Here is a 24173-nt window from a genome sequence, read left to right as displayed (position 1 = left end):
GACCCTCCTCATTCAGACCCTTAGGGTTTTGAACGCATCAGGCCAGCCAGTTCCACTATCGGCAATCAGCCCGAATGAATCGGACCAATGGCCTCAACGTATTACTCGGCAGCGAGCGCAACTTCTGCTAATTGGGCCGCCGGCTGATAGCCGGGAATCATCTGACCGTTGGCGAGAATGATGGCAGGCGTGCCCTGTACGCCGATCATCTGGCCAAGCTGATACTGCTTTTCGATAGGCGTCTCGCAGCTGGCTGTGGGCAGATCTTCACGCGCCTTGGCCTTGTTCATGGCGTCCTGGCGATCCTTGGCGCACCACACGCTGGTCAGGGTATTGGCCCCATGGCTACCCATGCCCTGCCGAGGAAACGCGACATAGCGAACCTCAACGCCGAGGCGGTTCAACTGCGAAACCTCGCTGTGCAGCTTCTGGCAGTAGCCACAGTCAGTATCGGTAAATACGGTGATATGGGTCTTGGGTTCCTTGGGCGCGAACACCACCATCTCGCTGGCCGGGATCGAGTTGATCTGCTTGGCCACCGACTTGCTTTGAGCCTGCTCGGTCAGGTTGACGGCCTGACCATCCTTGAACTGGTAGAGATAGCCCTGGATGACGAACTGCCCATCAGCGCTGGCATACAGCTGCCGCCCGCCCTCCAGCTGAACCTGATAAACCCCGGGCATCGGGCTCTCGGCAATAGCCTCGATGGGCATGTCCGGCTGGATCTTCTGCAAAGACTGGCGAATCGCCTGATCCGGATCGGCGGCCATTACAACAACGCTGGCCAGACCTGCAACGGCGGCAGCGAACATACGAATCACGCCCATGGAAACTCCTGGCAGCGACAATCGGGGAAAGGCGCAAAGCCTATCATAGCCATGCCGTACAAACTGCTAGCTGCTTCTCTGGGCCGCCGCCGAGACCACGGCCTACCAGCGCCGGCGCTCTGCCCTAGCCGCGTGGATGGTGCGCCGCATGCAACTCCTGCAACCGCGCTCGCGCAATGTGGGTGTAGATCTGAGTGGTCGACAGGTCGCTGTGACCAAGCAACATCTGGACGGTGCGCAGATCCGCGCCATGGTTGAGCAAGTGCGTGGCGAAAGCGTGGCGCAAGGTATGCGGTGAAATCGATGCGGCGACACCAGCGACCTTCGCGTACAGCTTGATCCGGTGCCAGAAGGTCTGGCGTGTCATCTGGCCACCGCGCTGACTGGGAAACAGTACATCACTGGCCTTGCCCGAGAGCAAGAGTTCACGACCATCGCGCTGATAACGCTCCAGCCAGTGCAAAGCTTCATCGCCAAGCGGCACAAGACGCTCTTTATTGCCTTTGCCGAACGTTCGCACGACGCCCTGGCGCATGCTGACCTGCTCGAGCGTCAGGCTGATCAACTCGGTAACCCGCAACCCGCAGGCATAAAGCACCTCGAGCATGGCGCGATCACGCAGACCTAACGGCTCTCCAATATCTGGCGCCGTCAGCAATGCCTCTACATCGGCTTCGGACAGTGCTTTCGGCAAGGGACGTCCAAGCAGTGGCAGATCCACGCGCAACGTCGGATCGCCGGCGATCTCGCCCTCGCGTAACAGGTAGCGATAAAAGCCCCGTAAGCCTGACAGAAAGCGCGCCGTGGAGCGCGCCTTGTAACCATTGTTCAGACGCCATGCGAGGTGATCGAGAATGATCTCGCGCCCGGCGGTGGCAAGTCGAACGCCTCGCTCCTCCAGCCAGCCGTTGAACAATGCGAGGTCGCTGCGGTAGGCCTCGCGGCTATTGTCCGCCAGCCCTTTTTCCAGCCAGAGCGCATCGAGGTAACGGTCGATGATGGGGTCGTCGAGTGCAGGCATGACAGCTTCAATCAGAAGGGGTGCAACAGTTTTCCACAGGCGTCCCGACGCGGCCAGAGCGCAAACGAATCGGAATCTCTTCATCCGATCGCCGCCCCAATCGCAGGCACCAGTCTCGCTCCGCCGGGATCAGCAGGCCCTAGAAACGAAAAAAGCAGCCCGAGGGCTGCTTTTTTGCGGAACCGCGGTCTTAGACCAGCTTTTCCTTGATGCGAGCGGCCTTGCCGGACAGCGCGCGGAGGTAGTACAGCTTGGCCTTGCGCACGTCACCGCGACGCTTGACGCTGATGCTGTCGACCATCGGGCTGTAGCTCTGGAAAGTACGCTCGACGCCTACACCGTTGGAGATCTTGCGAACGGTGAAAGCACTGTTCAGACCGCGGTTGCGCTTGCCAATCACGACGCCTTCGAAGGCCTGCAGACGCTGACGCTCGCCTTCCTTCACCTTCACCTGAACGATAACGGTGTCGCCCGGTGCGAACGGCGGGATTTCTTTGTTCATCTGCTCGGCTTCGAGCTGCTGAATGATCTTGTTGGTCATGCTGTGCTCCTAAGGTCAACCCTGTGGGTTGCCATCGATACGTTAACTATCGTCCCGCTGGCGGATGTATTCCGCCAGCAGCTTCTGTTCTTCTCCAGAAAGCGAGCGGCTATCCAGAAGATCGGCGCGGCGCTCCCAGGTCCTTCCAAGGGACTGCTGCAAGCGCCAGCGTCGGATGTGTTCGTGGTTGCCGCTGAGCAGCACATCAGGAACACATTTACCCGCATACACCTCAGGACGCGTGTAGTGCGGACAGTCGAGCAGGCCGTCGGTGAACGAATCCTCCTCGGCGGAACCAGCATGACCCAGGGCACCCGGAAGCAGCCTCGTCACGGCGTCGATCAGCACCATTGCCGGCAACTCGCCACCGGACAACACGTAATCACCAATCGACCATTCCTCATCGACATGCGCTTCGATGAAGCGCTCATCAATACCTTCGTAGCGACCGGCAATCAGGATAAGCGCATCCTCTTTTGCCATCTCGCGGACATCAGCCTGTTTCAGCTGGCGCCCCTGCGGCGAGAGGTAGATCACCTTCGCCGTCTCACCCGCAGCCTGTTTGGCGTCAGCCAAGGCAAGCTCGAGCGGCTTGATCTTCATCACCATGCCGGGGCCACCGCCGAATGGGCGGTCGTCCACTGTTTGGTGGCGGTCTTCGGTGTAGCTTCTGGGGTTCCAGCAGCTCACCTGCAACAACCCCTGCTTCACGGCACGACTGGTAATCCCGTAGTCACATATCGCTGCGAACATATCCGGGAAAAGGCTGATGACCTCGACGCGCAAAGCGGACATGCCGTTCAGAAATCCGCGTCCCAATCGACCTGCATCTCGCCCGCTACCAGATCGATCTTCAACACGCATTGATCGGTGTAAGGCAACAGACGTTCGCGATCGTCCAGGCTTTCAGCACAAGGCTTCACGACCATCACGTCGTTGGCTCCGGTTTCAAGCAGGTGATCGATCTGACCAAGCAACTGCTCAGCCTGATTGATGACCTTCAAGCCCTGAAGCTGATACCAGTAGTACTCACCGTCGTCCAAGGCGGGCAGTTCGCTACGCGGGATGCATATCTCGAAATCGGCGTAGGTACGCGCAACTTCGCGATCATCCAACCCACTCAGCGTTGCCACCAGGATCTTTCCCTGGAGGCGCCCCTTGACCAACTCGACCTGCTTCACCTCGTCGCCTCGCCTCAGCGTCCAGCGTCGATAGTTCAGCAGGTTGTCGATCGGATCAGTAAAGGAGTAGACCTTTACGTCACCGCGCACGCCATGCACCGAAACGATCTTGCCGATGACAACCAGGTCATCGACCGGAGCAGACGTTGCGTTCATGAGATTCAGGCAGCGGCCTTGGCAGCTTCCTTCAGCAGCTGAGCAACGCGCTCAGACGGCTGTGCGCCCTGGCTCAGCCAGTAAGTAGCGCGCTCCTGGTTTACAGAAAGCTTCACTTCCGCACCAGTGGCGATCGGGTTGAAGAAACCGATGCGCTCGACGAAGCGACCATCACGCGGGTTGCGGCTGTTGGTCACGGTCAGGTGGTAGAAAGGGCGCTTCTTGGAGCCGCCACGGGCGAGACGAATAGTTACCATGTGAACATCGTTCCTGTAGTCGGTGCTAACTTACTTAAGGCACACACTTAAAATGGGCCTAGGCCCGAAAGGCCGCACATTTTAAGGAATGCCGGGGATTTTGCAAACTCTTTTACTAAAGGTCTCAGCCGGAGCTAGGCGATACCCGGCATCAGGCTGCAGACCGCATTACGTCGCGACTCAGCGCCGCGACAAGACACTTTCTAGAACTTCGGCATACCGCCGCCTGGGAACATGCCGCCCATGCCGCGCATCATCTTGGTCATGCCACCCTTGCCGGTGACCTTTTTCATCATCTTCTGCATCTGCTTGTGCTGCTTGATCAGCCGGCCGATATCCTGCACCTGAGTACCTGACCCCATGGCGATACGGCGCTTGCGCGATCCACTGATGATGTCAGGATTGCGTCGCTCGGCAGGCGTCATCGAGTTGATGATCGCCTCCATCTGCATGAACTGCTTCTCCGCTGCGCCCTGAGCATGCCCCATCTGCGACAGGTTGACGCCACCTATGGATGGCAGCTTGTCCATCAAGCCACCGAGGCCGCCCATGTTCTTCATCTGCTGCAGCTGATCGCGGAAGTCCTCGAGATCGAACCCTTTGCCCTTCTTGAGCTTCTTGGTGAGCTTCTCGGCCTTCTCGCGATCAAGGGTCTGCTCGGCCTGCTCGATAAGGCTGAGCACATCGCCCATGCCGAGGATGCGCGAGGCAATACGATCCGGATGGAAAGGTTCAAGGGCGTCACTCTTCTCGCCCATGCCGAGGAACTTGATCGGCTTCCCGGTCACGTGCCGCACCGAAAGCGCGGCACCACCACGCGCATCGCCATCCACCTTGGTCAACACCACACCGGTCAGCGGCAGTGCTTCGCCGAACGCCTTGGCGGTATTTGCCGCGTCCTGGCCCGTCATGGCATCGACCACGAACAGCGTTTCGGCAGGATTGATCGCGGCGTGTACAGCCTGGATCTCGGCCATCATCTCGGCATCTACGGCCAGACGACCGGCAGTATCCACCAGCACCACATCAATGAAATTGAGCTTGGCTTCACGGATGGCCGCCTGGGCGATCTCCACCGGCTTCTGGCTGATATCGGAAGGGAAGAAGGTCACACCCACTTCGCCAGCCAGGGTTTCGAGCTGCTTGATCGCAGCCGGACGATAGACGTCAGCCGAAACCACCAGCACGCTCTTCTTCTTGCGCTCCTTGAGGAAGCGCGCCAGCTTCCCCACGGTGGTGGTCTTACCCGCCCCCTGCAGGCCGGCCATCAGCACCACGGCCGGCGGAGTGACCTGAAGCACCAGGTCCTCGTTGGCCGCGCCCATCAACTCTTCCAGCTCTGCGCGAACGATCTTCACGAACGCCTGACCCGGAGTCAGGCTCTTCGAGACCTCGGTGCCAACAGCGCGCTCCTTGACCCGATTGACGAACTCCTTGACCACCGGCAGTGCGACGTCGGCCTCAAGCAGCGCCATCCGCACTTCACGCAGCGTGTCCTTGATGTTGTCCTCGGTCAGCTTCGCCTTGCCGGTGACGTGGCGAAGCGTTTGTGAGAGGCGGTCGGTTAGGTTTTCGAACATGAGCCATTCCACGCTGGGGTGCTGAAGGGCGAGATTATAGAAGGTGCGGGCGTCAGGCCGGTACCCCGACTGCACGGCTTTTCGTATTTACCTGACCGCGCCAGCCGCCGCGCGACCCGAAGCCAGGGATGGATGGCGCAGCATGCGGCGCATCGCACGCCGTGACGATCCGTAACCCGGCCACCGCTTTTGCGCCTCGGGTCTTTGTGCCACACTCACGACCTTTCGAGCCCGTTACCGGAACTTATGCACCCTCTGCTACCCAGCCTTGCCGCCGCGGCTCTGTATGCCGGCGCCACGGGTTATCAAAGTTTGCGTCTGGCACAACGCGCCGTGCCGGACAGACGTCTGCTGCTGACAGTCGGACTGCTCGCTCTGCTTGCCCATGGGATCAGCCTTTTCATCCAGCTGATATCACCAAGCGGCCTGCACTTGGACTTCTTCACCGCCTCAAGCCTGATTGCCGCCGCTGTCATCCTGCTGATACTACTGGCGCTGCATCGGATGCCAGTGGAAAACCTGCTGCTGCTGCTCTTTCCACTGGGCTGCCTGACGGTACTCTTCGCCCAGTTCGCCCCATCCGGCACTGCACCTGCGATTGCCGAGGAGCCGGGCATACTCGCGCATATCCTGCTGTCGATCCTGGCCTACGGCATGCTGACCATTGCGGTCTTCCAGGCCTTGTTGCTGCTGCTGCAGGATCATCACCTCAAGCACAAGCATCCCTCGGGCCTGATCCGCAACTTCCCGCCTCTGCAGACGATGGAAAGCCTGTTGTTCGGCTTTCTCTGGGCAGGTTGGCTGCTTCTGTCCGCCTCACTGCTTTCCGGCTGGCTGTTTCTTGATGACCTTTTTGCGCAGCACCTGGTCCACAAGACACTCCTTTCGGTGGTTGCCTGGATCGTCTTCGGCCTGCTGCTGTGGGGGCGCCACCAGCTTGGCTGGCGCGGCTACAAGGCCATCCGCTGGACACTGGTCGGTTTCTGCCTGCTGATGCTGGCGTATTTCGGCAGCAAGCTCGTCCGCGAATTCATCCTGCACATCTGACGCAAACAGGCTAACCCGTGGAAAATCTACACCCCGGCTTTCTGGTCGGACTGCTGGTCTTTCTGCTGCTGTGCTCGGCGTTCTTCTCCAGTTCCGAAACCGGCATGCTCAGCCTCAACCGCTACCGCCTCAGGCATCAGGCCAAGGAAGGGCATCGAGGCGCGCAGCGCGCCAGCGAACTGCTGGCCCATCCTGACCGCCTGCTGGGCACCATTCTGGTTGGCAACAACTTCGTCAACATCCTGGCCTCATCCATCGCTACCGTGCTCGCGATGCAGCTATGGGGCGAAGCTGGGATCGCGATTGCCACCATCGGCCTGACCATCATCTTGCTGATCTTCGGCGAAATCACGCCGAAAACCCTGGCCGCACTACGCCCGGAGATTGTCGCCTACCCGGTCAGCCTACCGCTGAAGCTGCTGCAGAAGGTGCTTTATCCTCTGGTTGCCATGCTCGGCTGGGTAAGCAACGGACTGCTCAAGTTGCTTGGCGTCGACCTGTCCAACAAGGGCAACGACAGCCTGTCCACCGAGGAGCTACGCAGCGTCGTACGCGAATCCGGCACCGACCTGCCGCTGAATCGCCAGAGCATGTTGCTCGGCATTCTCGACCTGGAGCGGGTCACTGTCGACGACATCATGATCCCGCGCAACGAGGTTACCGGGATCGATCTCGATGACGATCTGGAATCGATCATCGGTCAGCTGCGCACCACGCCACATACTCGCCTGCCGGTGTTTCGCAACGACATCAACCAGATCGAAGGCATCGTCCATATGCGACAGATTGCCCGCCTGCTCAGTCATGACCAGCTAACCAAGGAAAGCCTGCTCGAAGCCTGTAACGAACCCTATTTCGTACCGGAAAATACTCCGCTTTCCACCCAGCTGCTGAACTTCCAGAAGCAGAAGCGACGGATCGGCATCGTGGTCGACGAATACGGCGACGTCCGCGGCATCGTCACGCTTGAGGACATCCTCGAAGAGATCGTCGGCGAGTTCAGCAATCAGGACGTACTGCGCAGCCCGGATATTCACCCGCAGGACGACGGCACGCTGGTGATCGATGGCGCCGCCTACATTCGCGAGGTAAACCGGGCCCTCGGGTGGAAGTTGCCTTGCGACGGCCCCAAGACGCTCAACGGCCTCATCACCGAGGCCCTTGAGCACATGCCGGATAGCGGCATCTGCTTGCAGATCGGCAACTACCGGCTGGAAATCCTGCAAGCGGCCGATAACCGCGTGAAAAGCGTACGCGCCTGGACCATCGACGACACATCCTCGGACGAGCAGCAACCCGAGTAATCGGGGCGGCAGCAAGCCGGCCCGCCAGCCTCACAGCTCCACTTTCACCGCGGCAGCTGCACGCAACGCCTTTTCTCTCGCCGCATCGATGGATACGTCCCGCGCCAGCGCGACCCCCATGCGCCGTTGGCCGCTTACACCGGGCTTGCCGAACAGACGCAGCGCGGTATCCGGTTCTGCAAGCGCAGCAGCGAGATTGCCGAAGCTCACTTCGGTGGATTCACCTTCTACCAGAATCACCGCTGAAGCCGCCGAGCCCATCTGGCGGATGCTCGGAATCGGCAGGCCGAGAATGGCCCGCGCATGCAGCGCGAACTCGGAAAGGTCCTGCGAAACCAGTGTCACAAGGCCGGTATCGTGAGGACGCGGGGAGATTTCGCAGAACCAGACCTGATCGCCTTTGACGAACAACTCGACGCCAAAGATGCCCCGCCCACCAAGCGCCTCGGTGACCGCCAGTGCAATGCGCTTCGCCTCGGCCATCGCCGCCGGCGCCATCGGCTGCGGCTGCCATGACTCTTGATAGTCGCCCTTCTCCTGGCGGTGGCCGACCGGCTCACAGAAACTCGTGCCACCCGCATGGCGCACCGTCAGCAAGGTGATTTCATAATCAAAGTCGATGAAGCCCTCGACGATGACCCGGCCGCGACCTGCACGACCGCCGGCCTGCGCATAACCCCAGGCGGCATTGATATCGGCTTCGCTGCGCAGCACCGACTGCCCCTTGCCGGACGAGCTCATCACCGGCTTGACCAGACAGGGAAAGCCCAGCGTCATCGCCGCCGAGCGACACTCCTCCAGCGAATCCGCGAAGCGATAGGGTGAAGTCGGCAAGCCCAGCTCCTCTGCGGCCAGTCGGCGAATGCCTTCGCGATTCATCGTCAGCTGCGCGGCCCGGGCCGTGGGTATCACGGTGTAGCCTTCGCCCTCCAGCTCGACCAGGGTAGCGGTGGCGATGGCCTCGATCTCCGGCACGATGTAATGCGGTCGCTCCTGCTCGATCAACGCTCGCAGCGCAGCACCGTCGAGCATGTCGACCACGTGGCTGCGGTGCGCAACCTGCATGGCTGGTGCATTGGCGTAGCGGTCGACCGCTATGACTTCCACGCCAAGCCGCTGCAGCTCAATAACCAGCTCCTTGCCAAGCTCGCCGCAGCCACAGAGCAGGACGCGCGTAGCGCTGGAAGACAATGGTGTACCTATTCTTGGCATGGAATCCTCGCGACTCTGGAAATACAAACGAACCCGGCACGCGCCTACATCAGCTGGCCACTGAGGCGAAGTCGCTCGCTGCAGCGTTGAAGCACCTCGCGCCGCTCCTCGTTGCTCATCAACCCCCAGCGCCGGATCTCATCCGCGCTTCGCTGGCAACCGACGCACAGGTCATCCTCATCCAGAGCGCAGAGACTGACGCAGGGCGAGGCGACCGGCTTTTCCTGCGTGTTCACTCATCGCGCTCCAGCTCACGCGCGTACCGCTGAGCGTTATGCACGTAGTGAGCGGCGCTGGCTTCGAGCATCTTCTTCTGCTCATCGCTCAGCTCACGCACCACTTTGCCTGGCGAGCCGACCACCAGTGAGCCATCGGGAATTTCCTTGCCCTCGGCAATCAGGGTGTTGGCGCCAATGATGCAGTGCTTGCCGATCTTCGCGCCGTTGAGCACCACCGCATTGATGCCGATCAGGCTGTAATCACCGACCGTGCAACCGTGCAACATGGCGTTGTGGCCAACCGTGACGCCGGTACCCAGGGTCAACGGATACCCCATATCGGTGTGCATCACGCTGCCGTCTTGCACGTTGCTGTTCTCACCGATGTGGATCAACTCGTTGTCACCACGCAGAACGGCGCCAAACCAGACGCTTGCACCAGCATCCAGCCTGATCTTGCCGACCAGCGTGGCATTAGGGGCTACCCAGCTTTGCGGATGCGCTTCGACCCGCGACTCTCCCAGACGGTATTTCACGACACACCTCTTCTTGTCAGTTGTACTCAGGCCACCGGAATGCCGCTCGACCCTGCGACGGTGCAGCTCAGGGCTCGCGCCGCCCGGACAGATCGATGAATGCGGCAGGCGCGCGGCGCATTTCGATGCCGGCGTCGTATATGACATTGACCAGCTCGACGATCATGATCGCGGTCAGCCCCCAAATCTGGTATTCGCCATAGCGGTAGGACGGGATGTACCAGCTCTGTCCCTGGTAATCGATGCGGTGCGTGACCTCGCGCGGATCCTCGCAGAAGAATTCCAGCGGCACAGAAAACACGGAGGCGATTTCGGCATCGTTGGCGCGGTACTCGACATAGTCCGGAACCAGACCGACGTAAGGCGTGACGTGGATGCCATGCACCGACACCAGGCTGCTGAGCGGGCCGACGACCTCGACCATGCCTGGCGCCAGGCCTACCTCTTCCTCGGCCTCACGCAGCGCGGTGTGCAGCAGATCGCGGTCTTCCGGATCGCGTCGACCGCCGGGAAACGCCACTTCTCCACCATGGGTGGAAAGACCGGCGGCGCGGAGCGTCAGCACCAGCTCCGGCGACTCGCTGCGGGTGATTGGCATCAACACGGCCGCCTCGGGCAGGCGGCCTTCCGGCTCCAGAAGATGCGGGGAATGAGCGCGCACCCGGTGGAGTATTGTGTCCAGCATGTATTTTCTCGTTTCGTCTTTGATCGGCATCATGGCATGAAAGGCGGAGCCGCCCAAGGCCCGGAGAGCGCCAAACGAGAAGCTCCAACGCCTCGATGCGATATCAATGTTACAACTGCGAACCAGGCGGGTCAGAGCCACCCCGAATGGCGCAGAGGCTGCCTTGCCGAATCCGTGTGAACGGCCCAATATTTCCCGGAGCAATCAGGAAGGCACCCATGAAATACTGCAACCAGTGCGGCGATCCGGTGCTGGTCCGAGTACCGGACGGCGACAACCGGCCGCGCTTCGTCTGCGACAGCTGCCAAACGGTGCACTATCAGAACCCGAGGATCGTCGCCGGCTGCGTACCCGTCTGGGATGATCGCGTGCTGCTATGTCGGCGTGCGATCGAACCGCGCCGGGGCTATTGGACCCTGCCGGCCGGCTTCATGGAGAACGGCGAAACCATGCAGCAGGCCGCAGAGCGCGAAACACTCGAAGAGGCCTGCGCCAGAGTGCGTGACCTGCAGCTGTATACCCTGTTCGACCTGCCACATATCAATCAGGTCTACATGTTCTTCCGCGCCGAGCTCGTCGATCTGGACTTCTGTGCCGGAGACGAAAGCCTGGAAGTGAAGCTCTTTCATCAGCAAGACATCCCTTGGTCCGAGCTGGCTTTTCCGACCATCGGCCGTACCCTAGAATGCTTCTTCGCCGACCGGGTGCAGCAGACCTTCCCGGTGCGCAACGAGGCCGTGACAAGCTATCGCAACCGCCAGCAGGGCCACGCCCGCGCAGACTGAAGTGTCTGCCGGACCGGCTGGCACATACAGGTCTGATGAAGTTCGAAGGAAAGCCTCGATGCGCTGGCTGCTCGCCCTGCTCTGCCTCACCTTTACCGCGTTCTCCCACGCCAATGCGACGCCCAGCCTGGGCGGTTCACCCATCGACAAAGTGCTGGTAATCAAGTCGGAACGCAAACTCCATCTGGTCAGCGCTGGCCAGACACTCAAGAGCTATCGCGTTTCGCTGGGCAAACAACCCGACGGCGCAAAGTTGCGCGAAGGCGACAAGCGCACGCCGGAAGGCTTCTACTGGATCGACTGGCGCAAGACCAGCGACAAATACAACCTGTCGATGCACATCTCCTACCCCAACGCGCGTGACCTGGCCCGCGCACAGCAGGAAGGCGTAGCGCCTGGAAGCATGATCATGCTGCACGGCACGCCACTGGATGAGGAGTATCCGGAGTGGTTCTTTCACACCCTGGACTGGACCGAGGGCTGCATCGCGCTGAGCAACAGCGACATGCGCGAGATCTGGGCGCTGGTGAAGGATGGCACGCTGATCGAGATTCGCCCGTAACGGATGTCGGGGCGCCACTACAGCTAAGCACGCACCCAGTACGGCTGGCTAGAACTGCATGTCGGACAAACGCCAGACGTCGAACGCAGGCGTTTCATAGGGATGGGCCTTCTTCATTGCCTTCACGCTGTCGTGAATCAACTCGTCCGCCACAACCAATTCGACCTTCCACTCGGGAACGTGCTGCACCTGCCCGGCTTGCCCGATAAAAGGCTGGCTACCCTCCAACGGGCGGTATTGCCCTTGCCCCAGCACCTGCCAGCAGCAACTGTCATATGCGCCTATGCGGCCAGCGCCGGCGGCGAACACTGCTTTCTTGACCGCTTCCAGATGACTGTCTGGAACATAGAAGCACAGCTTGTACATCGACCTCTCCGTGCAGATGAGCCCGACCTCCACCGGCCGAGCGAACTGGCATTCTGCCATCCGTGGGGCACCGAATAGTGCGTCGCGTCATAGCTCAGACGACGCTTTGCGCTACCGGTTCATAGACCTTTGTCACAAATGAAAAAGCCCGCCGATATGCTATCGACGGGCTCCTCGGGAATGGCCAGATTGACCCGGTCGGTCAGTCGACCCAGACCCGCGCATTGCGGAACATGCGCATCCAGCCGCCGTCTTCCTGCCACTCGTCAGGGCGCCAGGAGTTGGTCACGGCGCGGAACACCCGCTCGGGGTGCGGCATCATGATGGTCACGCGACCATCGCGACTGCTGAGACCGGTGATACCGCGCGGCGAGCCGTTCGGGTTGGCCGGGTAACGCTCGGTGACCTTGCCGTGGTTATCCACGAAGCGCAGCGCCACGGTGCCGGAAAGATCTGCCTGCAGCATGGCCTCTTCGCTCTCGAACTCCGCATGGCCTTCGCCGTGGGCGATGGCGATCGGCAGACGGGAGCCGGCCATGCCCTGCAGGAAGATCGATGGCGAATCCTGAATCTGAACCATCGCCACCCGCGCTTCAAACTGCTCCGAGCGGTTACGCACGAAGTGCGGCCAGTTCTCGGTGCCCGGGATCAGCTCGTGCAGGTTGCTCATCATCTGGCAACCATTGCACACGCCGAGAGCGAAGCTGTCCTTGCGCTCGAAGAAGGCCTGGAAGCCATCCCGTGCACGCGCATTGAACAGGATCGACTTGGCCCAGCCTTCACCGGCGCCGAGCACGTCGCCGTAGGAGAAGCCACCGCAGGCCACCAGGCCCTTGAACTCCTCAAGGCTGACACGCCCGGAAAGAATATCGCTCATGTGCACGTCGACCGCGGCGAAACCGGCGCGGTCGAACGCCGCCGCCATCTCCACCTGGCCATTGACGCCCTGCTCGCGCAGCACCGCAATCTGTGGACGAACGCCACGCTTGATGTAGGGCGCCGCGATGTCCTCGTTCACGTCGAAGCTGAGCTTGGCACTGAGACCCAGGTTGTCCTCTTCGAGCAGCGCGTCGAACTCCTGATCGGCGCACTCGGCGTTATCGCGCAGACGCTGGATCTGGTAACTGGTTTCCGCCCACTGCCGATGCAGCAGACGGCGCTCACCGGCGAAGACTTCGTTCTCGCCGTGCTTGATCGACACATGGCCATTGTTGACCGGCTGACCGATGACCGCGACACAGTCACCCAGACCGGCTGCGCTGAACTGTGCCAGCACGATCTCGGTGTCGTCCTGACGCACCTGAATCACCGCACCAAGCTCCTCGTTGAAGAGCATCGGTGCGACATCTGCGGCACTCTCCAGCAGGCCATCGAGATTCAGACTCAGGCCACAGTGACCGGCAAACGCCATTTCCAGCACAGCGGTCAGCAGACCACCGTCGGAACGGTCGTGGTAGGCCAGTAGCAGACCATCGGCGTTCAGTCCCTGGACCACAGCGAAGAACGCCTGCAGGTCTTCGGCATCATCGACGTCGGGCGCCTGGCGACCAAGCTGACCATACACCTGCGCAAGAATCGAAGCGCCCATGCGGTTCTGGCCGCGTCCCAGATCGATCAGGATCAGGTCCGTTGCGCCCTTGTCCAGGCGCAGCTGCGGGGTCAGGGTCTGGCGGATATCAGTGACCGGGGCGAAGCCGGAAACGATCAGCGACATCGGCGAGGTCACGCTTTTCTCGGCGCCCTCCTCCGACCAATGGGTCTTCATTGACATCGAGTCCTTGCCCACCGGAATGGTCAGGCCCAGCTGCGGGCACAGCTCCATGCCGACGGCTCGCACGGTGTCGTACAGCCGCGCGTCTTCGCCGGGGTGGCCGGCGGCGGCCATCCAGTTGGCGGACAACTTGATGTCGGAGATCTTCTCGATGCGTGCCGCTGCCAGGTTGGTCAGCGTTTCGCCGATGGCCATGCGGCCCGACGCCGGGGCATCCAGCAGCGCCAGCGGCGTACGCTCGCCCATCGCCATGGCCTCGCCGGTGTAAACGTCGTAGCTGGTAGCCGTGACGGCGCAGTCGGCGACCGGCACCTGCCACGGACCGACCATCTGATCGCGCGCTACCTGGCCGGTGATGCTGCGGTCGCCGATGGTGATCAGGAAGCTCTTGCTGGCGACCGCTGGGTGGCGCAGCACCCGGGTGACCGCCTCATTCAGATCGACAGTAGCCGCATCGAAGTCATCGCCCAATTCCGCTTCGCGGCTGGCGCTGCGGTGCATGCGCGGCGGCTTGCCGAGCAGCACTTCGAGCGGCATGTCCACCGGGGTGTTGCCGAAATGGCTGTCGGTGACAGTCAGTTGTGGCTCTTCGGTCGCCTCGCCGACAACCGCGAACGGGCAGCGCTCACGTTCGCAGATAGCCTGGAAACGCTCGAAATCGGCGGCACTGACGGCCAGCACGTAACGCTCCTGGGACTCGTTGCTCCAGATCTCGTGCGGGGCCATGCCCGGCTCGTCGTTAGGCACGTTGCGAAGTTCGAAGCGGCCACCGCGGCCACCGTCGTTGACCAGCTCCGGGAAGGCATTGGAAATGCCACCGGCACCGACGTCATGGATGAAGGCGATGGGGTTCTGGTCGCCCAGCTGCCAGCAGCGGTCGATGACCTCCTGGCAGCGGCGTTCCATTTCCGGGTTCTCGCGCTGTACCGAGGCGAAATCAAGATCGGCCGAGCTGGCACCGGTCGCGACCGAGGAGGCGGCGCCGCCGCCCAGGCCGATCAGCATGGCCGGCCCGCCGAGCACGATCAGCTTGGCGCCAACGGTGATCTCAGCCTTCTGCACGTGATCTTCACGGATATTGCCCATGCCGCCAGCGAGCATGATCGGCTTGTGATAACCACGCACCTCGTCGCCGCGCGGCGTGTTGATCGACTGCTCGAAGGTACGGAAGTAACCGGTCAGCGCCGGGCGGCCGAACTCGTTGTTGAACGCGGCGCCGCCCAGAGGGCCTTCAATCATGATGTCCAGCGGCGTGACGATGCGTTCCGGCTTGCCGTAGGCCTGTTCCCACGGCTGCTCGAAGCCGGGGATGTTCAGGTTGGAGACGGTGAAACCCGTCAGACCCGCCTTTGGCTTGGCGCCGCGGCCGGTGGCGCCCTCGTCGCGAATCTCGCCGCCGGAACCGGTGGAAGCACCCGAGAACGGCGAGATCGCGGTCGGGTGGTTGTGGGTTTCCACCTTCATCAGAATGTGCACCGGCTCCTGCACCGCGCCGTACTGGCGGGTTTCAGGATTGGGGAAGAAACGCCCTGCGGTGTGGCCGACGATGACCGACGCGTTGTCCTTGTATGCGGACAGCACGTTCTCGCTGTGCATCTGGTAGGTGTTCTTGATCATGCCGAACAGCGACTTGTCCTGGCTCTCGCCGTCGATGTCCCAGCTGGCGTTGAAGATCTTGTGGCGGCAGTGCTCGGAGTTGGCCTGCGCGAACATCATCAGTTCGATGTCGTGCGGGTTGCGCTTGAGGCCCTGGAAGGCACTGACCAGATAATCGATCTCGTCTTCGGCCAGGGCCAGGCCCAGGTCGGTGTTGGCCTTTTCCAGCGCGGCGCGACCGCCACCGAGGATGTCCACGGCAGTCAGCGGCTTGGGCTCGGCATGGCTGAACAGGTTGGCGGCTGCGTCGAAACGATCGAGCACCATTTGTGTCATGCGATCGTGAAGCGCTGCGGCAATCAGCTGTGCCTCGCTATCGGAAAACTCGCCCTGCACGTAATAGGCGATGCCCCGCTCCAGCCGCTGGACCTTCTCCAGCCCGCAGTTGTGGGCGATATCGCTGGCCTTGCTCGACCACGGCGAAATGGTGCCGAAGCGAGGCACCACGAGGAACAGCCGCCCGGCAGGTTCCTGCACCGGCACACTGGGGCCGTACTTCAGCAGGCGGGTCAGTACGTTCTGCTCATCCGCGCCGAGCGTGCCGGAAACCTCGGCGAAATGGGCGAACTCGGCATACAGCCCGCCGACGGCGGGGACCTTATCGGTCAGTTGTGCCAGGAGCTTGCCATGACGGAAGGCGGAAAGAGCGGGAGCGCCGCGCAGGATCAACATCGTCGGAACAGCCTCGGAGGGGGGAGCAGTCGGGGCGCGTATTCTAGCCCATGACGGCGGCCGAGGCTAAGGCTGAACACAGCCAGGCGCCGCGTGCTCCGACGGCACGCCAGGCCCGGCTTGGATCAGTGCAGTATCTGGCTTAGGAACAGCTTGGTCCTGTCGTTGACCGGGTTTGTGAAGAACACCTCTGGCTCGGCCTGTTCGACGATCTCGCCCTTGTCCATGAAGATCACCCTATCCGCCACGGTGCGGGCGAAGCCCATCTCATGGGTCACGCAGAGCATGGTCATGCCGCTTTCGGCGAGGCTGACCATGGTGTCGAGCACCTCCTTCACCATTTCCGGGTCGAGGGCCGAAGTCGGCTCATCGAACAGCATGATCTTCGGCTTCATGCACAGCGCACGGGCGATCGCCACGCGCTGCTGCTGACCGCCGGAGAGCTGGCCGGGAAACTTGTTGGCCTGCTCCGGGATGCGCACGCGCTCCAGATAATGCATGGCGATTTCCTCGGCCTGCCGTCGCGGCAGCTTGCGCACCCACATCGGCGCCAGGGTGCAGTTCTGCAACACGGTCAGGTGCGGGAACAGGTTGAAGTGCTGGAACACCATGCCGACTTCGCTGCGGATTGCCTCGATCTGCTTGAGGTCGCTGGTCAGCTCCACGCCGTTGATGACGATGCGCCCCTGCTGGTGTTCCTCCAGGCGATTGAGGCAGCGAATGGTGGTCGACTTGCCGGAGCCGGAAGGCCCGCACAGCACGATACGCTCGCCCTGGCGCACGGAGAGGTTGATGTCCTTGAGTACATGGAACTGGCCGAACCATTTGTGCACGCCCTGCATGCGGATGACCGGTTCGCTGCTGTGCTCGGCCTGCGCGTTTGAATCACTCATATATCACTCCTAATGCTTGTGGCCGGTGTCCAGCTTGCGCTCCAGGCGCATCGAATAGCGGGACATGCCGAAACAGAACATCCAGTACACCAGCGCAGCGAACACGTAGCCCTCGGTGGACATGCCTAGCCAGGCCGGGTCCGCGGTGGCGCGCTTGATGCTGTTGAGGAAGTCGAACAGGCCGATGATGATCACCAGGCTGGTGTCCTTGAACAGGGCAATGAAGGTGTTGACGATGCCTGGGATCACCAGCTTCAGCGCCTGCGGCAGGATCACCAGCAGCGTGCTGCGCCAGTAGCCCAGGCCCATGGCCGCCGCCGCCTCGTACTGCCCCTTGGGGATCGCCTGCAGACCGCCACGTACTACCTCGGCGATGTAGGCGGCCTCGAAGAACACCACCATCAGCATTGCCCGCAGCAGCTTGTCGAGGCTCATGCCTTCGGGCAGGAACAGCGGCAGCATCACCGAGGACATGAACAGCACGGTGATCAACGGCACGCCGCGCCAGAACTCGATGAAGGTCACGCAGAGCACGCGAATAGCCGGCATGTCCGAGCGCCGCCCCAATGCCAGCAGAATGCCCAGCGGCAAAGCACCGGCAATGCCCACGGCAGCGATCACTACGGTCAGCATGAGCCCGCCCCACTGACTGGTAGGCACCGTCTGCAGGCCGAGAAAGCCACCATGCAGCAGCCAGTAGGCTAGCAGCGGGTAAACCAGCAGATAGCCCAGCCCGTAGCGCAACTTGTGTGGCATCTGCCGCAGGAACAGCGGCGCCGCACCGATGATCGCCAGCCAGGCTGCCGCATCGACTCGCCAGCGCAGCTCCGTCGGATAGAAGCCGTACATGAACTGGCCGAACCGGGTCTGAATGAACACCCAGCAGGCGCCTTCGCGGCTGCAGTCGGCGCGGGTTTCACCGGTCCAGTCGGCCTTGAAGATGGCCCATTCGAGTACCGGCGGCACAATCAGCCAGAGCAGGTATAGCCCTACCAGCGTCAGCAGGGTATTGATCCAGCTGGAAAACAGATTGGCCCGTAGCCAGCCGAGCGCACCGATGCTGATCGTCGGTGGCGGCAGGTCGGGCTTGAAGGTATGGATGGTCATGCGCTCACCGCTCGATCAGCGCAATGCGCTTGTTGTACCAGTTCATAAGCAGCGAGATGCTGATGCTGATGGCCAGATAGACACTCATGGTGATGGCCATGGTTTCGATGGCCTGCCCGGTCTGATTGAGCACCGTGCCGGCGAATAGCGACACCATGTCTGGATAACCGATAGCAGCAGCGAGCGACGAGTTCTTTGCCAGGTTCAGGTATTGGCTGGTCAGCGGCGGCACGATCACCCGCAACGCTTGCGGCACGATCACCAGCCGCAATACCTGGCCTGGGCGCAACCCAAGCGAAGCGGCGGCTTCGGTCTGGCCATGGCTGACCGACTGAATGCCTGAACGCACGGTTTCGCCGATGAACGCCGCGGTATACACCGACAACGCCACCACGATCGAAACCAGCTCCGGGATCACCACCCAACCACCGCGAATGTTGAAGCGCTGCAACTCCGGCACTTCCCAGGTGAAAGGTACGCCTGCAATGAAGGTCACCAGCCACGGGATCGCCAGAAACAACCCAAGGCTGGTCCAGAACACCGGAAAAATCTGCCCGGTGGCATGCCGACGCGCCCGAGCCCAGCGGTTGAGCAGGACTACCGCGACCAGCGCCACGAGCAACGCCAGCCAGAATGACCAGAAGCCATCGGCGGCGCTGGGTGCCGGCATCTGCACGCCACGGTTGTTGACGAACACCGCATCCCATAGGCTCAGGCTGTTGCGCGGCCCAGGCAACGGGCTGATCACAGCGAAGTAGACGAAGAAGATTAGCAGCAACGGCGGGATATTGCGGAATATCTCGATGTAGAGCGTCGCCAATTGACGGATCAGCCAGTTGCTCGAGAGGCGTCCCACGCCGAGGATGAACCCCATCACCGTTGCGAGAAATATCCCGATGACGCTGACCAACAGCGTATTGAGCAGCCCGACCCAGAAGACGCGACCGTAAGTGTCGCTCTCGCTGTAGTCGATCAGGTGCTGGGATATGCCGAAGCCGGCGGCGTTCTCAAGGAAACCGAAGCCGGAGGTAATGCCGCGATGGGCAAGGTTGGTCTGGGTATTGTGAAAAAGGTACCAGCCGAATGCTACGACGGTGATTACAGCCAGAATCTGAAACAGCCAGGCGCGTGCCCGAGGGTCGGTCAATAGCGACCCGCCAGCCGGCCTAGGATTGTCGATGGTTCGCATCGAATGTCCTCATACCGCACCGCCGGCGCGTTGTGCGCGCCGGCGGCACTTCTCCCTTTGGAAAACGGGGCCGGTGTAGCCGGCCCCGCTTGGTCAACGTACCGGCGGGGCGTACTGCACGCCGCCGTTGTTCCACAGGGCATTGAGGCCACGTTCGATCTTCAGCTCGCTGCCGGCGCCGACGTTTCGATCGAAGATCTCGCCATAGTTACCGACCTGCTTGACGATCTGCACCGCCCAGTCCTTCGGCAGCTTCAGATCCTTGCCATATTCCCCCTCCACACCCAGCAGGCGGGCGACGTCAGGGTTCTTGGTGCTCTTGGCCTTTTCTACGACGTTTGCCGAAGTGATGCCCAATTCCTCGGCGTTGAGCATGGCGAACAAGGTCCAACGCACGATATCGAACCATTCCTCATCGCCTTGGCGGACCGCCGGGCCGAGGGGCTCCTTGGATATCACTTCGGGTAGCACTACGTAGTCATCAGGCTTTGCCAGCTTGATGCGCTGAGCGTAGAGCTGCGACTGGTCGGAAGTGAGCACGTCGCAGCGGCCCGACTCCAGTGACTTGGCGCTTTCGTCCGAGGTGTCGTAGGTGATGGGGGTGTACTTCAGGTTGTTGGCGCGGAAATAATCGGAGAGATTGAGTTCGGTAGTCGTGCCTGCCTGAATGCAGACAGTCGCGCCATCGAGCTCCTTGGCACTTTTGACACCCAGCTCCTTGTTCACCAGGAAGCCTTGACCGTCGTAATAGGTCACGCCGGTGAAATTCAGGCCCATCGCCGCATCACGCGAGCTGGTCCAGGTGGTGTTGCGCGACAGCATATCCACTTCGCCGGATTGCAGCGCGGTGAAGCGCTCCTTGGCGGTCAACGGACTGTACTTGACCTTACTGGCGTCACCGAACACGGCCGCGGCCACCGCGCGACAGACATCCACGTCGATCCCCAAGTATTGCCCCTTTGCATCGGCGTAGGAAAAGCCCGGAAGGCCATCACTGATGCCGCACTGCACGAATCCTTTCTTCTGCACTGCATCGAGGGTCGCCCCCGCTTGCGCCAGCCCGCTGACTCCCAGCAGTGACGCTGCACCCAGCGCAGCCAGTGTGGATTTCACCCTAATCATCGAAACCTCCAGTTTGCTTTCTTATTCTCGGGTTCGGGCCTGTTGCCCCTCGATGCGTAACCGGCAGCAGCGAAGCGGCGCAGCCTGACCTGAGTCTAGTCGTCCGTGGATGATCGGCAATGTTCTTTGTGCCATTACCTCGACTCGCTCATGCGAGCCGTTCCCTTCTGAGTCGAACTGAACTTAGCAAGGCGCGTACCAGCTCATCCGGCAATGAGCTGGATACACCAGGTTGCGGGTTCTATCGAAGTGCGCGAGCGGGTAACCTCGCGCCACTCCCTCGCCGGTGGCACGTAATGCCCCAAGACGAGGCAACTTGCCCCCAACTGGAGCCGATCTATGAGCGAACCGTTGATCCTCGAACCCAATGGCATTGCCGATGCCTGCATCATCTGGCTGCATGGCCTGGGCGCTGATCGCTATGACTTCCTACCTGTAGCCGAAGCGCTGCAGCAGAAGCTTCATAGCACTCGCTTCGTTCTGCCGCAGGCACCGACGCGTCCGGTAACCATCAACGGCGGCTGGAGCATGCCCAGCTGGTACGACATCCTGGCCATGAGCCCAGCCCGCGCGATCGATCGCGAGCAACTCGAGGCATCAGCGCAACAGGTCATCGGCCTGATCGAAGCACAGCGTGACGCGGGCATCGATCCGGCACGCATCTTTCTCGCCGGCTTCTCCCAAGGCGGCGCGGTGGTGCTGCATACGGCATTTCTGCGCTGGCAAGGCCCGCTGGGCGGCGTCATCGCACTGTCCACCTATGCCCCGACATTTGCCGAGCGCCTCGAGCTTTCCGATGATGTCCGGCGCTATCCGGCGCTATGCCTGCATGGCAGCCGCGATGATGTAGTGCCGCCTGCGATGGGCCGTGCCGCCTATCAGTGCCTGCACGACGCCGGCGTCAACGTCAGCTGGCGCGAGTACCCGATGAGCCACGAGGTGCTCCCGGAGGAAATCCGCGACATCGGCAACTGGCTCGCACCTTTGCTTGGCGAAAATGCCGCCTCCTGAGCACCAGCTCCGGTTGCCTATTCATCAAAGGAAGGATGAGCGGTGCGCTTGACCGTCCGCCACCTGGCAGGCTCAAGCGCGGTCGGCATCCTGCCACGCTTGAACCTGGCATCAGACACAGCCATGCCCCAAGGCCCTGACCAGGCCCGCGCGGTATCACACAACAGTACGTCAGGCGCGAGTGCGCCCGCTGGAAGCCAAGCCTTCCCGTGCGCGAGGCTTCGCCATGCATGCGTCTTGCATTACACTGGCGCGCGACACTTTCCTAATAAATGACGAGAAGACCGTGCTCAAAGCACTCAAGAAAATCTTTGGCAAGGCCCCGGATGTACGGGCCAGCGCAGCCGATGACGTGCTCGCCGCCGACCACGAGGGCCAATACAGCGCCCCGCAGCAAGCAACGACGCCTGAGACTCAACCCAAGCCGCAGCCCGCTGAGCGCGCCGCCGAAAAGCCGCGCCGTCAACGCAGCAGCAAGCCGCCAAAACCCGCCGCTCCGGCGTGGAAGCTGGAGGACTTCGAGGTCGAAGCGACCGAAGGCAAGACCCGCTTCCACGACTTCAAGCTCGCACCCGAGCTGATGCACGCAATTCATGACCTGGGTTTTCCCTACTGCACGCCGATCCAGGCCCAGGTGCTGGGCTATACCCTCGCCGGCAGAGACGCCATTGGCCGCGCCCAGACCGGCACCGGCAAGACGGCTGCGTTTCTCATCTCCACCATCACACAGCTGCTCGACACTCCGCCGCCGCGGGACCGCTATATGGGCGAACCGCGCGCACTGATCATCGCGCCGACCCGTGAACTGGTGGTGCAGATCGCCAATGACGCGCTGGACCTGACCAAATATACCAACCTGAACGTGATGAGCTTCGTCGGCGGCATGGACTTCGACAAGCAGCTCAAGCTGCTTGAATCGAAATTCTGCGACATCCTGGTTGCCACGCCCGGGCGCCTGCTGGATTTCAACCAGCGCGGCGAGGTGCATCTGGACATGGTCGAGGTGATGGTGCTGGATGAAGCCGATCGCATGCTCGACATGGGCTTCATTCCGCAGGTCCGCCAGATCATCCGGCAGACGCCGCCCAAGAGCGAACGCCAGACCCTGCTGTTCTCAGCCACGTTCACCGATGACGTGATGAACCTGGCGCAGCAGTGGACGACCAACCCCGCCGTGGTCGAGATCGAGCCGGAAAACGTTGCCAGCGACACCGTCGAGCAACACGTATTCGCCGTGGCTGGCAGCGACAAGTACAAGCTGCTGTACAACCTGATCACCCAGAATGACTGGACGCGGGTGATGGTCTTCGCCAACCGCAAGGATGAAGTGCGGCGCATCGAGGAACGCCTGACCCGGGACGGCATCAGCGCCGCGCAGATGTCCGGCGACGTGCCGCAGCACAAGCGCATCCGCACGCTGGAAGGTTTCCGCGAGGGCAAGATTCGTGTACTGGTGGCGACCGATGTCGCCGGTCGAGGCATCCATGTCGACGGCATCAGCCACGTAATCAACTTTACGCTGCCGGAAGATCCGGATGACTACGTGCACCGCATCGGCCGCACCGGCCGTGCCGGCACCAGCGGCACGTCGATCAGCTTCGCCGGCGAGGACGACTCCTTCGCCCTGCCGCCGATCGAAGCGCTGATTGGCCGCAAGATTCAGTGCGAGATGCCGCCGGCGGAACTGCTCGCCCCGGTCCCTCACTCGCGCTGAGCCTATTGGGCGCGGCATTCGCCGCGCCCCTGCGACCGTCAATCACCTCCTCCATCAATGACCTGAATCAGGCCTCAACAGAGGTCAAGCGGCTAGAGTGGTAGCTAGATCGGAACTCGAGGAGACATCGATGGACAGCATGCACTGGCTACTGTCGCTAATCGTCACCGGCTTCATCCTGCTCTGCGTAGGTTTCAACTACCGGGACCGGGACTGGGGCGTGGGCCTTCTTGGCCTGGGCGTGCTCACCATGTTCTCGACGCTGGCCTTCAAGATGTACATCACCTTCTATTGACGGCTCAGCCGTTCTCGCTCCAACGCTCAGCCGCGACCTGATCACTCGCGCGGCCCTCCACCCAGCGTGGCCCGGACGGCGTGGTTTCCTTCTTCCAGAACGGCGCCCGCGTCTTCAGGTAGTCCATCACGAAGCGACAGGCGTCGAAGGCAGCGTCGCGATGGGCGCTCGCCGCGCCGACGAAGACGATCGGCTCACCTGGCTCCAGGGGCCCGACGCGATGCAGCACGTCGAGCCGCAATAATGGCCAGCGCTGCTCCGCCTCGATAATGATTTTCTCCAGCGCCTTTTCGGTCATCCCCGGCGCATGTTCGAGGAACATTCCGGCGACATCCTGCCCATCATTGAAATCCCTTACGTAACCGACGAACCCGGCGACCGCGCCAATCCCCAGGTTGGCCGCATGCAGCGCATTGAGTTCGGCCCCCGGATCGAACGCTGCCGTCTGTACACGAACCGCCATGC

At 61.7% G+C, this 24173-nt stretch carries 25 protein-coding genes; 7 read left to right on the top strand and 18 right to left on the bottom strand.

Going from position 1 to position 24173, the window contains the following annotated elements:
• Positions 1–101 precede the first annotated feature (101 nt).
• The 7 genes from CW305_RS17440 to ffh form a co-directional block, all read right to left on the bottom strand.
• Entirely contained in the window at positions 102–827 is a 726-nt protein-coding gene (locus CW305_RS17440; protein WP_041014746.1) for a thioredoxin fold domain-containing protein, read from the bottom strand.
• 124 nt (positions 828–951) lie between these two features.
• A complete protein-coding gene (xerD, locus tag CW305_RS17435) occupies positions 952–1848 on the bottom strand; it encodes a site-specific tyrosine recombinase XerD (RefSeq protein WP_104098512.1) in 897 nt (298 codons plus the stop codon).
• Between the two features lie 190 nt (positions 1849–2038).
• Complete coding sequence (gene rplS, locus CW305_RS17430) at positions 2039–2389, bottom strand: 50S ribosomal protein L19 (protein WP_003303444.1); 351 nt, start codon at positions 2387–2389, stop codon at positions 2039–2041.
• Positions 2390–2431: 42 nt separating this feature from the next.
• Positions 2432–3184: a tRNA (guanosine(37)-N1)-methyltransferase TrmD gene (gene trmD / locus CW305_RS17425; RefSeq protein ID WP_104098511.1), complete on the bottom strand. Its 753-nt coding sequence runs from the start codon at positions 3182–3184 to the stop codon at positions 2432–2434.
• Positions 3185–3189: 5 nt separating this feature from the next.
• Positions 3190–3726 carry a ribosome maturation factor RimM gene (gene rimM / locus CW305_RS17420; protein WP_023444750.1) on the bottom strand — a complete coding sequence of 179 codons (537 nt, stop codon included), beginning with the start codon at positions 3724–3726 and terminating at the stop codon, positions 3190–3192.
• A gap of 5 nt (positions 3727–3731) precedes the next feature.
• Positions 3732–3983 (bottom strand): 30S ribosomal protein S16, encoded by a 252-nt coding sequence (rpsP, locus tag CW305_RS17415; protein WP_003293628.1) that lies wholly within the window; start codon positions 3981–3983, stop codon positions 3732–3734.
• 203 nt (positions 3984–4186) lie between these two features.
• Positions 4187–5563, bottom strand: a complete 1377-nt coding sequence (gene ffh / locus CW305_RS17410; protein ID WP_104098510.1) for a signal recognition particle protein — start codon at positions 5561–5563, stop codon at positions 4187–4189.
• A 246-nt stretch (positions 5564–5809) separates the two neighbouring features.
• Here ffh and CW305_RS17405 point away from each other — a divergent pair, with 246 nt between their 5' ends.
• Together CW305_RS17405 and CW305_RS17400 are read left to right on the top strand one after the other, a co-directional pair.
• The gene (locus CW305_RS17405; RefSeq protein WP_023444752.1) at positions 5810–6610 is read left to right on the top strand and encodes a cytochrome C assembly family protein; all 801 of its coding nucleotides are present in this window, start codon (positions 5810–5812) and stop codon (positions 6608–6610) included.
• Positions 6611–6627: 17 nt separating this feature from the next.
• Positions 6628–7914 (top strand): HlyC/CorC family transporter, encoded by a 1287-nt coding sequence (locus CW305_RS17400; RefSeq protein ID WP_014821243.1) that lies wholly within the window; start codon positions 6628–6630, stop codon positions 7912–7914.
• A 30-nt stretch (positions 7915–7944) separates the two neighbouring features.
• Here CW305_RS17400 and purT read toward each other — a convergent pair whose 3' ends face one another.
• The 4 genes from purT to CW305_RS17380 form a co-directional block, all read right to left on the bottom strand.
• Positions 7945–9126 (bottom strand): formate-dependent phosphoribosylglycinamide formyltransferase, encoded by a 1182-nt coding sequence (gene purT / locus CW305_RS17395; RefSeq protein WP_046620926.1) that lies wholly within the window; start codon positions 9124–9126, stop codon positions 7945–7947.
• 44 nt (positions 9127–9170) lie between these two features.
• A complete protein-coding gene (locus CW305_RS17390; RefSeq protein ID WP_023444754.1) occupies positions 9171–9362 on the bottom strand; it encodes a DUF1289 domain-containing protein in 192 nt (63 codons plus the stop codon).
• Positions 9359–9880: a gamma carbonic anhydrase family protein gene (locus CW305_RS17385; RefSeq protein WP_104098509.1), complete on the bottom strand. Its 522-nt coding sequence runs from the start codon at positions 9878–9880 to the stop codon at positions 9359–9361. The genes CW305_RS17390 and CW305_RS17385 overlap by 4 nt, the downstream gene beginning before the upstream one ends.
• Before the next feature lie 67 nt (positions 9881–9947).
• The gene (locus tag CW305_RS17380) at positions 9948–10565 is read right to left on the bottom strand and encodes a CoA pyrophosphatase (protein WP_014821247.1); all 618 of its coding nucleotides are present in this window, start codon (positions 10563–10565) and stop codon (positions 9948–9950) included.
• Positions 10566–10783: 218 nt separating this feature from the next.
• Here CW305_RS17380 and CW305_RS17375 point away from each other — a divergent pair, with 218 nt between their 5' ends.
• Together CW305_RS17375 and CW305_RS17370 are read left to right on the top strand one after the other, a co-directional pair.
• On the top strand, positions 10784–11350 hold the full coding sequence (locus CW305_RS17375; protein WP_014821248.1) for an NUDIX hydrolase: 567 nt from the start codon (positions 10784–10786) through the stop codon (positions 11348–11350).
• 58 nt (positions 11351–11408) lie between these two features.
• Complete coding sequence (locus tag CW305_RS17370; RefSeq protein WP_014821249.1) at positions 11409–11912, top strand: L,D-transpeptidase family protein; 504 nt, start codon at positions 11409–11411, stop codon at positions 11910–11912.
• Positions 11913–11960: 48 nt separating this feature from the next.
• Here the strand turns inward: CW305_RS17370 and CW305_RS17365 are convergent, their stop codons facing one another.
• The 6 genes from CW305_RS17365 to CW305_RS17340 form a co-directional block, all read right to left on the bottom strand.
• The gene (locus CW305_RS17365; protein ID WP_023444756.1) at positions 11961–12278 is read right to left on the bottom strand and encodes a YqfO family protein; all 318 of its coding nucleotides are present in this window, start codon (positions 12276–12278) and stop codon (positions 11961–11963) included.
• 202 nt (positions 12279–12480) lie between these two features.
• Entirely contained in the window at positions 12481–16377 is a 3897-nt protein-coding gene (gene purL, locus CW305_RS17360; protein WP_023446795.1) for a phosphoribosylformylglycinamidine synthase, read from the bottom strand.
• A gap of 125 nt (positions 16378–16502) precedes the next feature.
• Positions 16503–17270: an amino acid ABC transporter ATP-binding protein gene (locus CW305_RS17355; protein WP_023446796.1), complete on the bottom strand. Its 768-nt coding sequence runs from the start codon at positions 17268–17270 to the stop codon at positions 16503–16505.
• Positions 17271–17279: 9 nt separating this feature from the next.
• Positions 17280–18377 carry an amino acid ABC transporter permease gene (locus CW305_RS17350; RefSeq protein ID WP_014821252.1) on the bottom strand — a complete coding sequence of 366 codons (1098 nt, stop codon included), beginning with the start codon at positions 18375–18377 and terminating at the stop codon, positions 17280–17282.
• Positions 18378–18381: 4 nt separating this feature from the next.
• Entirely contained in the window at positions 18382–19566 is a 1185-nt protein-coding gene (locus tag CW305_RS17345) for an amino acid ABC transporter permease (protein ID WP_104098508.1), read from the bottom strand.
• A 93-nt stretch (positions 19567–19659) separates the two neighbouring features.
• On the bottom strand, positions 19660–20688 hold the full coding sequence (locus CW305_RS17340) for an amino acid ABC transporter substrate-binding protein (RefSeq protein WP_104098507.1): 1029 nt from the start codon (positions 20686–20688) through the stop codon (positions 19660–19662).
• A 339-nt stretch (positions 20689–21027) separates the two neighbouring features.
• On the opposite strand from CW305_RS17340, the gene CW305_RS17335 reads away from it, so the two are divergent.
• The 3 genes from CW305_RS17335 (at position 21028) to CW305_RS23515 (ending at position 23708) form a co-directional block, all read left to right on the top strand.
• Positions 21028–21699, top strand: coding sequence for an alpha/beta hydrolase (locus CW305_RS17335; RefSeq protein ID WP_104098506.1), 672 nt, complete (start codon positions 21028–21030; stop codon positions 21697–21699).
• 286 nt (positions 21700–21985) lie between these two features.
• Positions 21986–23413 carry an ATP-dependent RNA helicase RhlB gene (rhlB, locus tag CW305_RS17330; protein WP_104098505.1) on the top strand — a complete coding sequence of 476 codons (1428 nt, stop codon included), beginning with the start codon at positions 21986–21988 and terminating at the stop codon, positions 23411–23413.
• A gap of 130 nt (positions 23414–23543) precedes the next feature.
• On the top strand, positions 23544–23708 hold the full coding sequence (locus CW305_RS23515) for a hypothetical protein (RefSeq protein WP_162836514.1): 165 nt from the start codon (positions 23544–23546) through the stop codon (positions 23706–23708).
• A 4-nt stretch (positions 23709–23712) separates the two neighbouring features.
• Here the strand turns inward: CW305_RS23515 and moaE are convergent, their stop codons facing one another.
• A complete protein-coding gene (gene moaE, locus CW305_RS17325; protein ID WP_090519179.1) occupies positions 23713–24171 on the bottom strand; it encodes a molybdopterin synthase catalytic subunit MoaE in 459 nt (152 codons plus the stop codon).
• Between the last annotated feature and the right edge of the window lie 2 nt (positions 24172–24173).

This window comes from Stutzerimonas kunmingensis (genome assembly GCF_002929225.1).
Classification (GTDB): Bacteria; Pseudomonadota; Gammaproteobacteria; order Pseudomonadales; family Pseudomonadaceae; genus Stutzerimonas.
The sequence above is the reverse complement of the archived record's forward strand: the minus strand, read 5'-3'. Positions and strand labels throughout refer to the sequence as shown.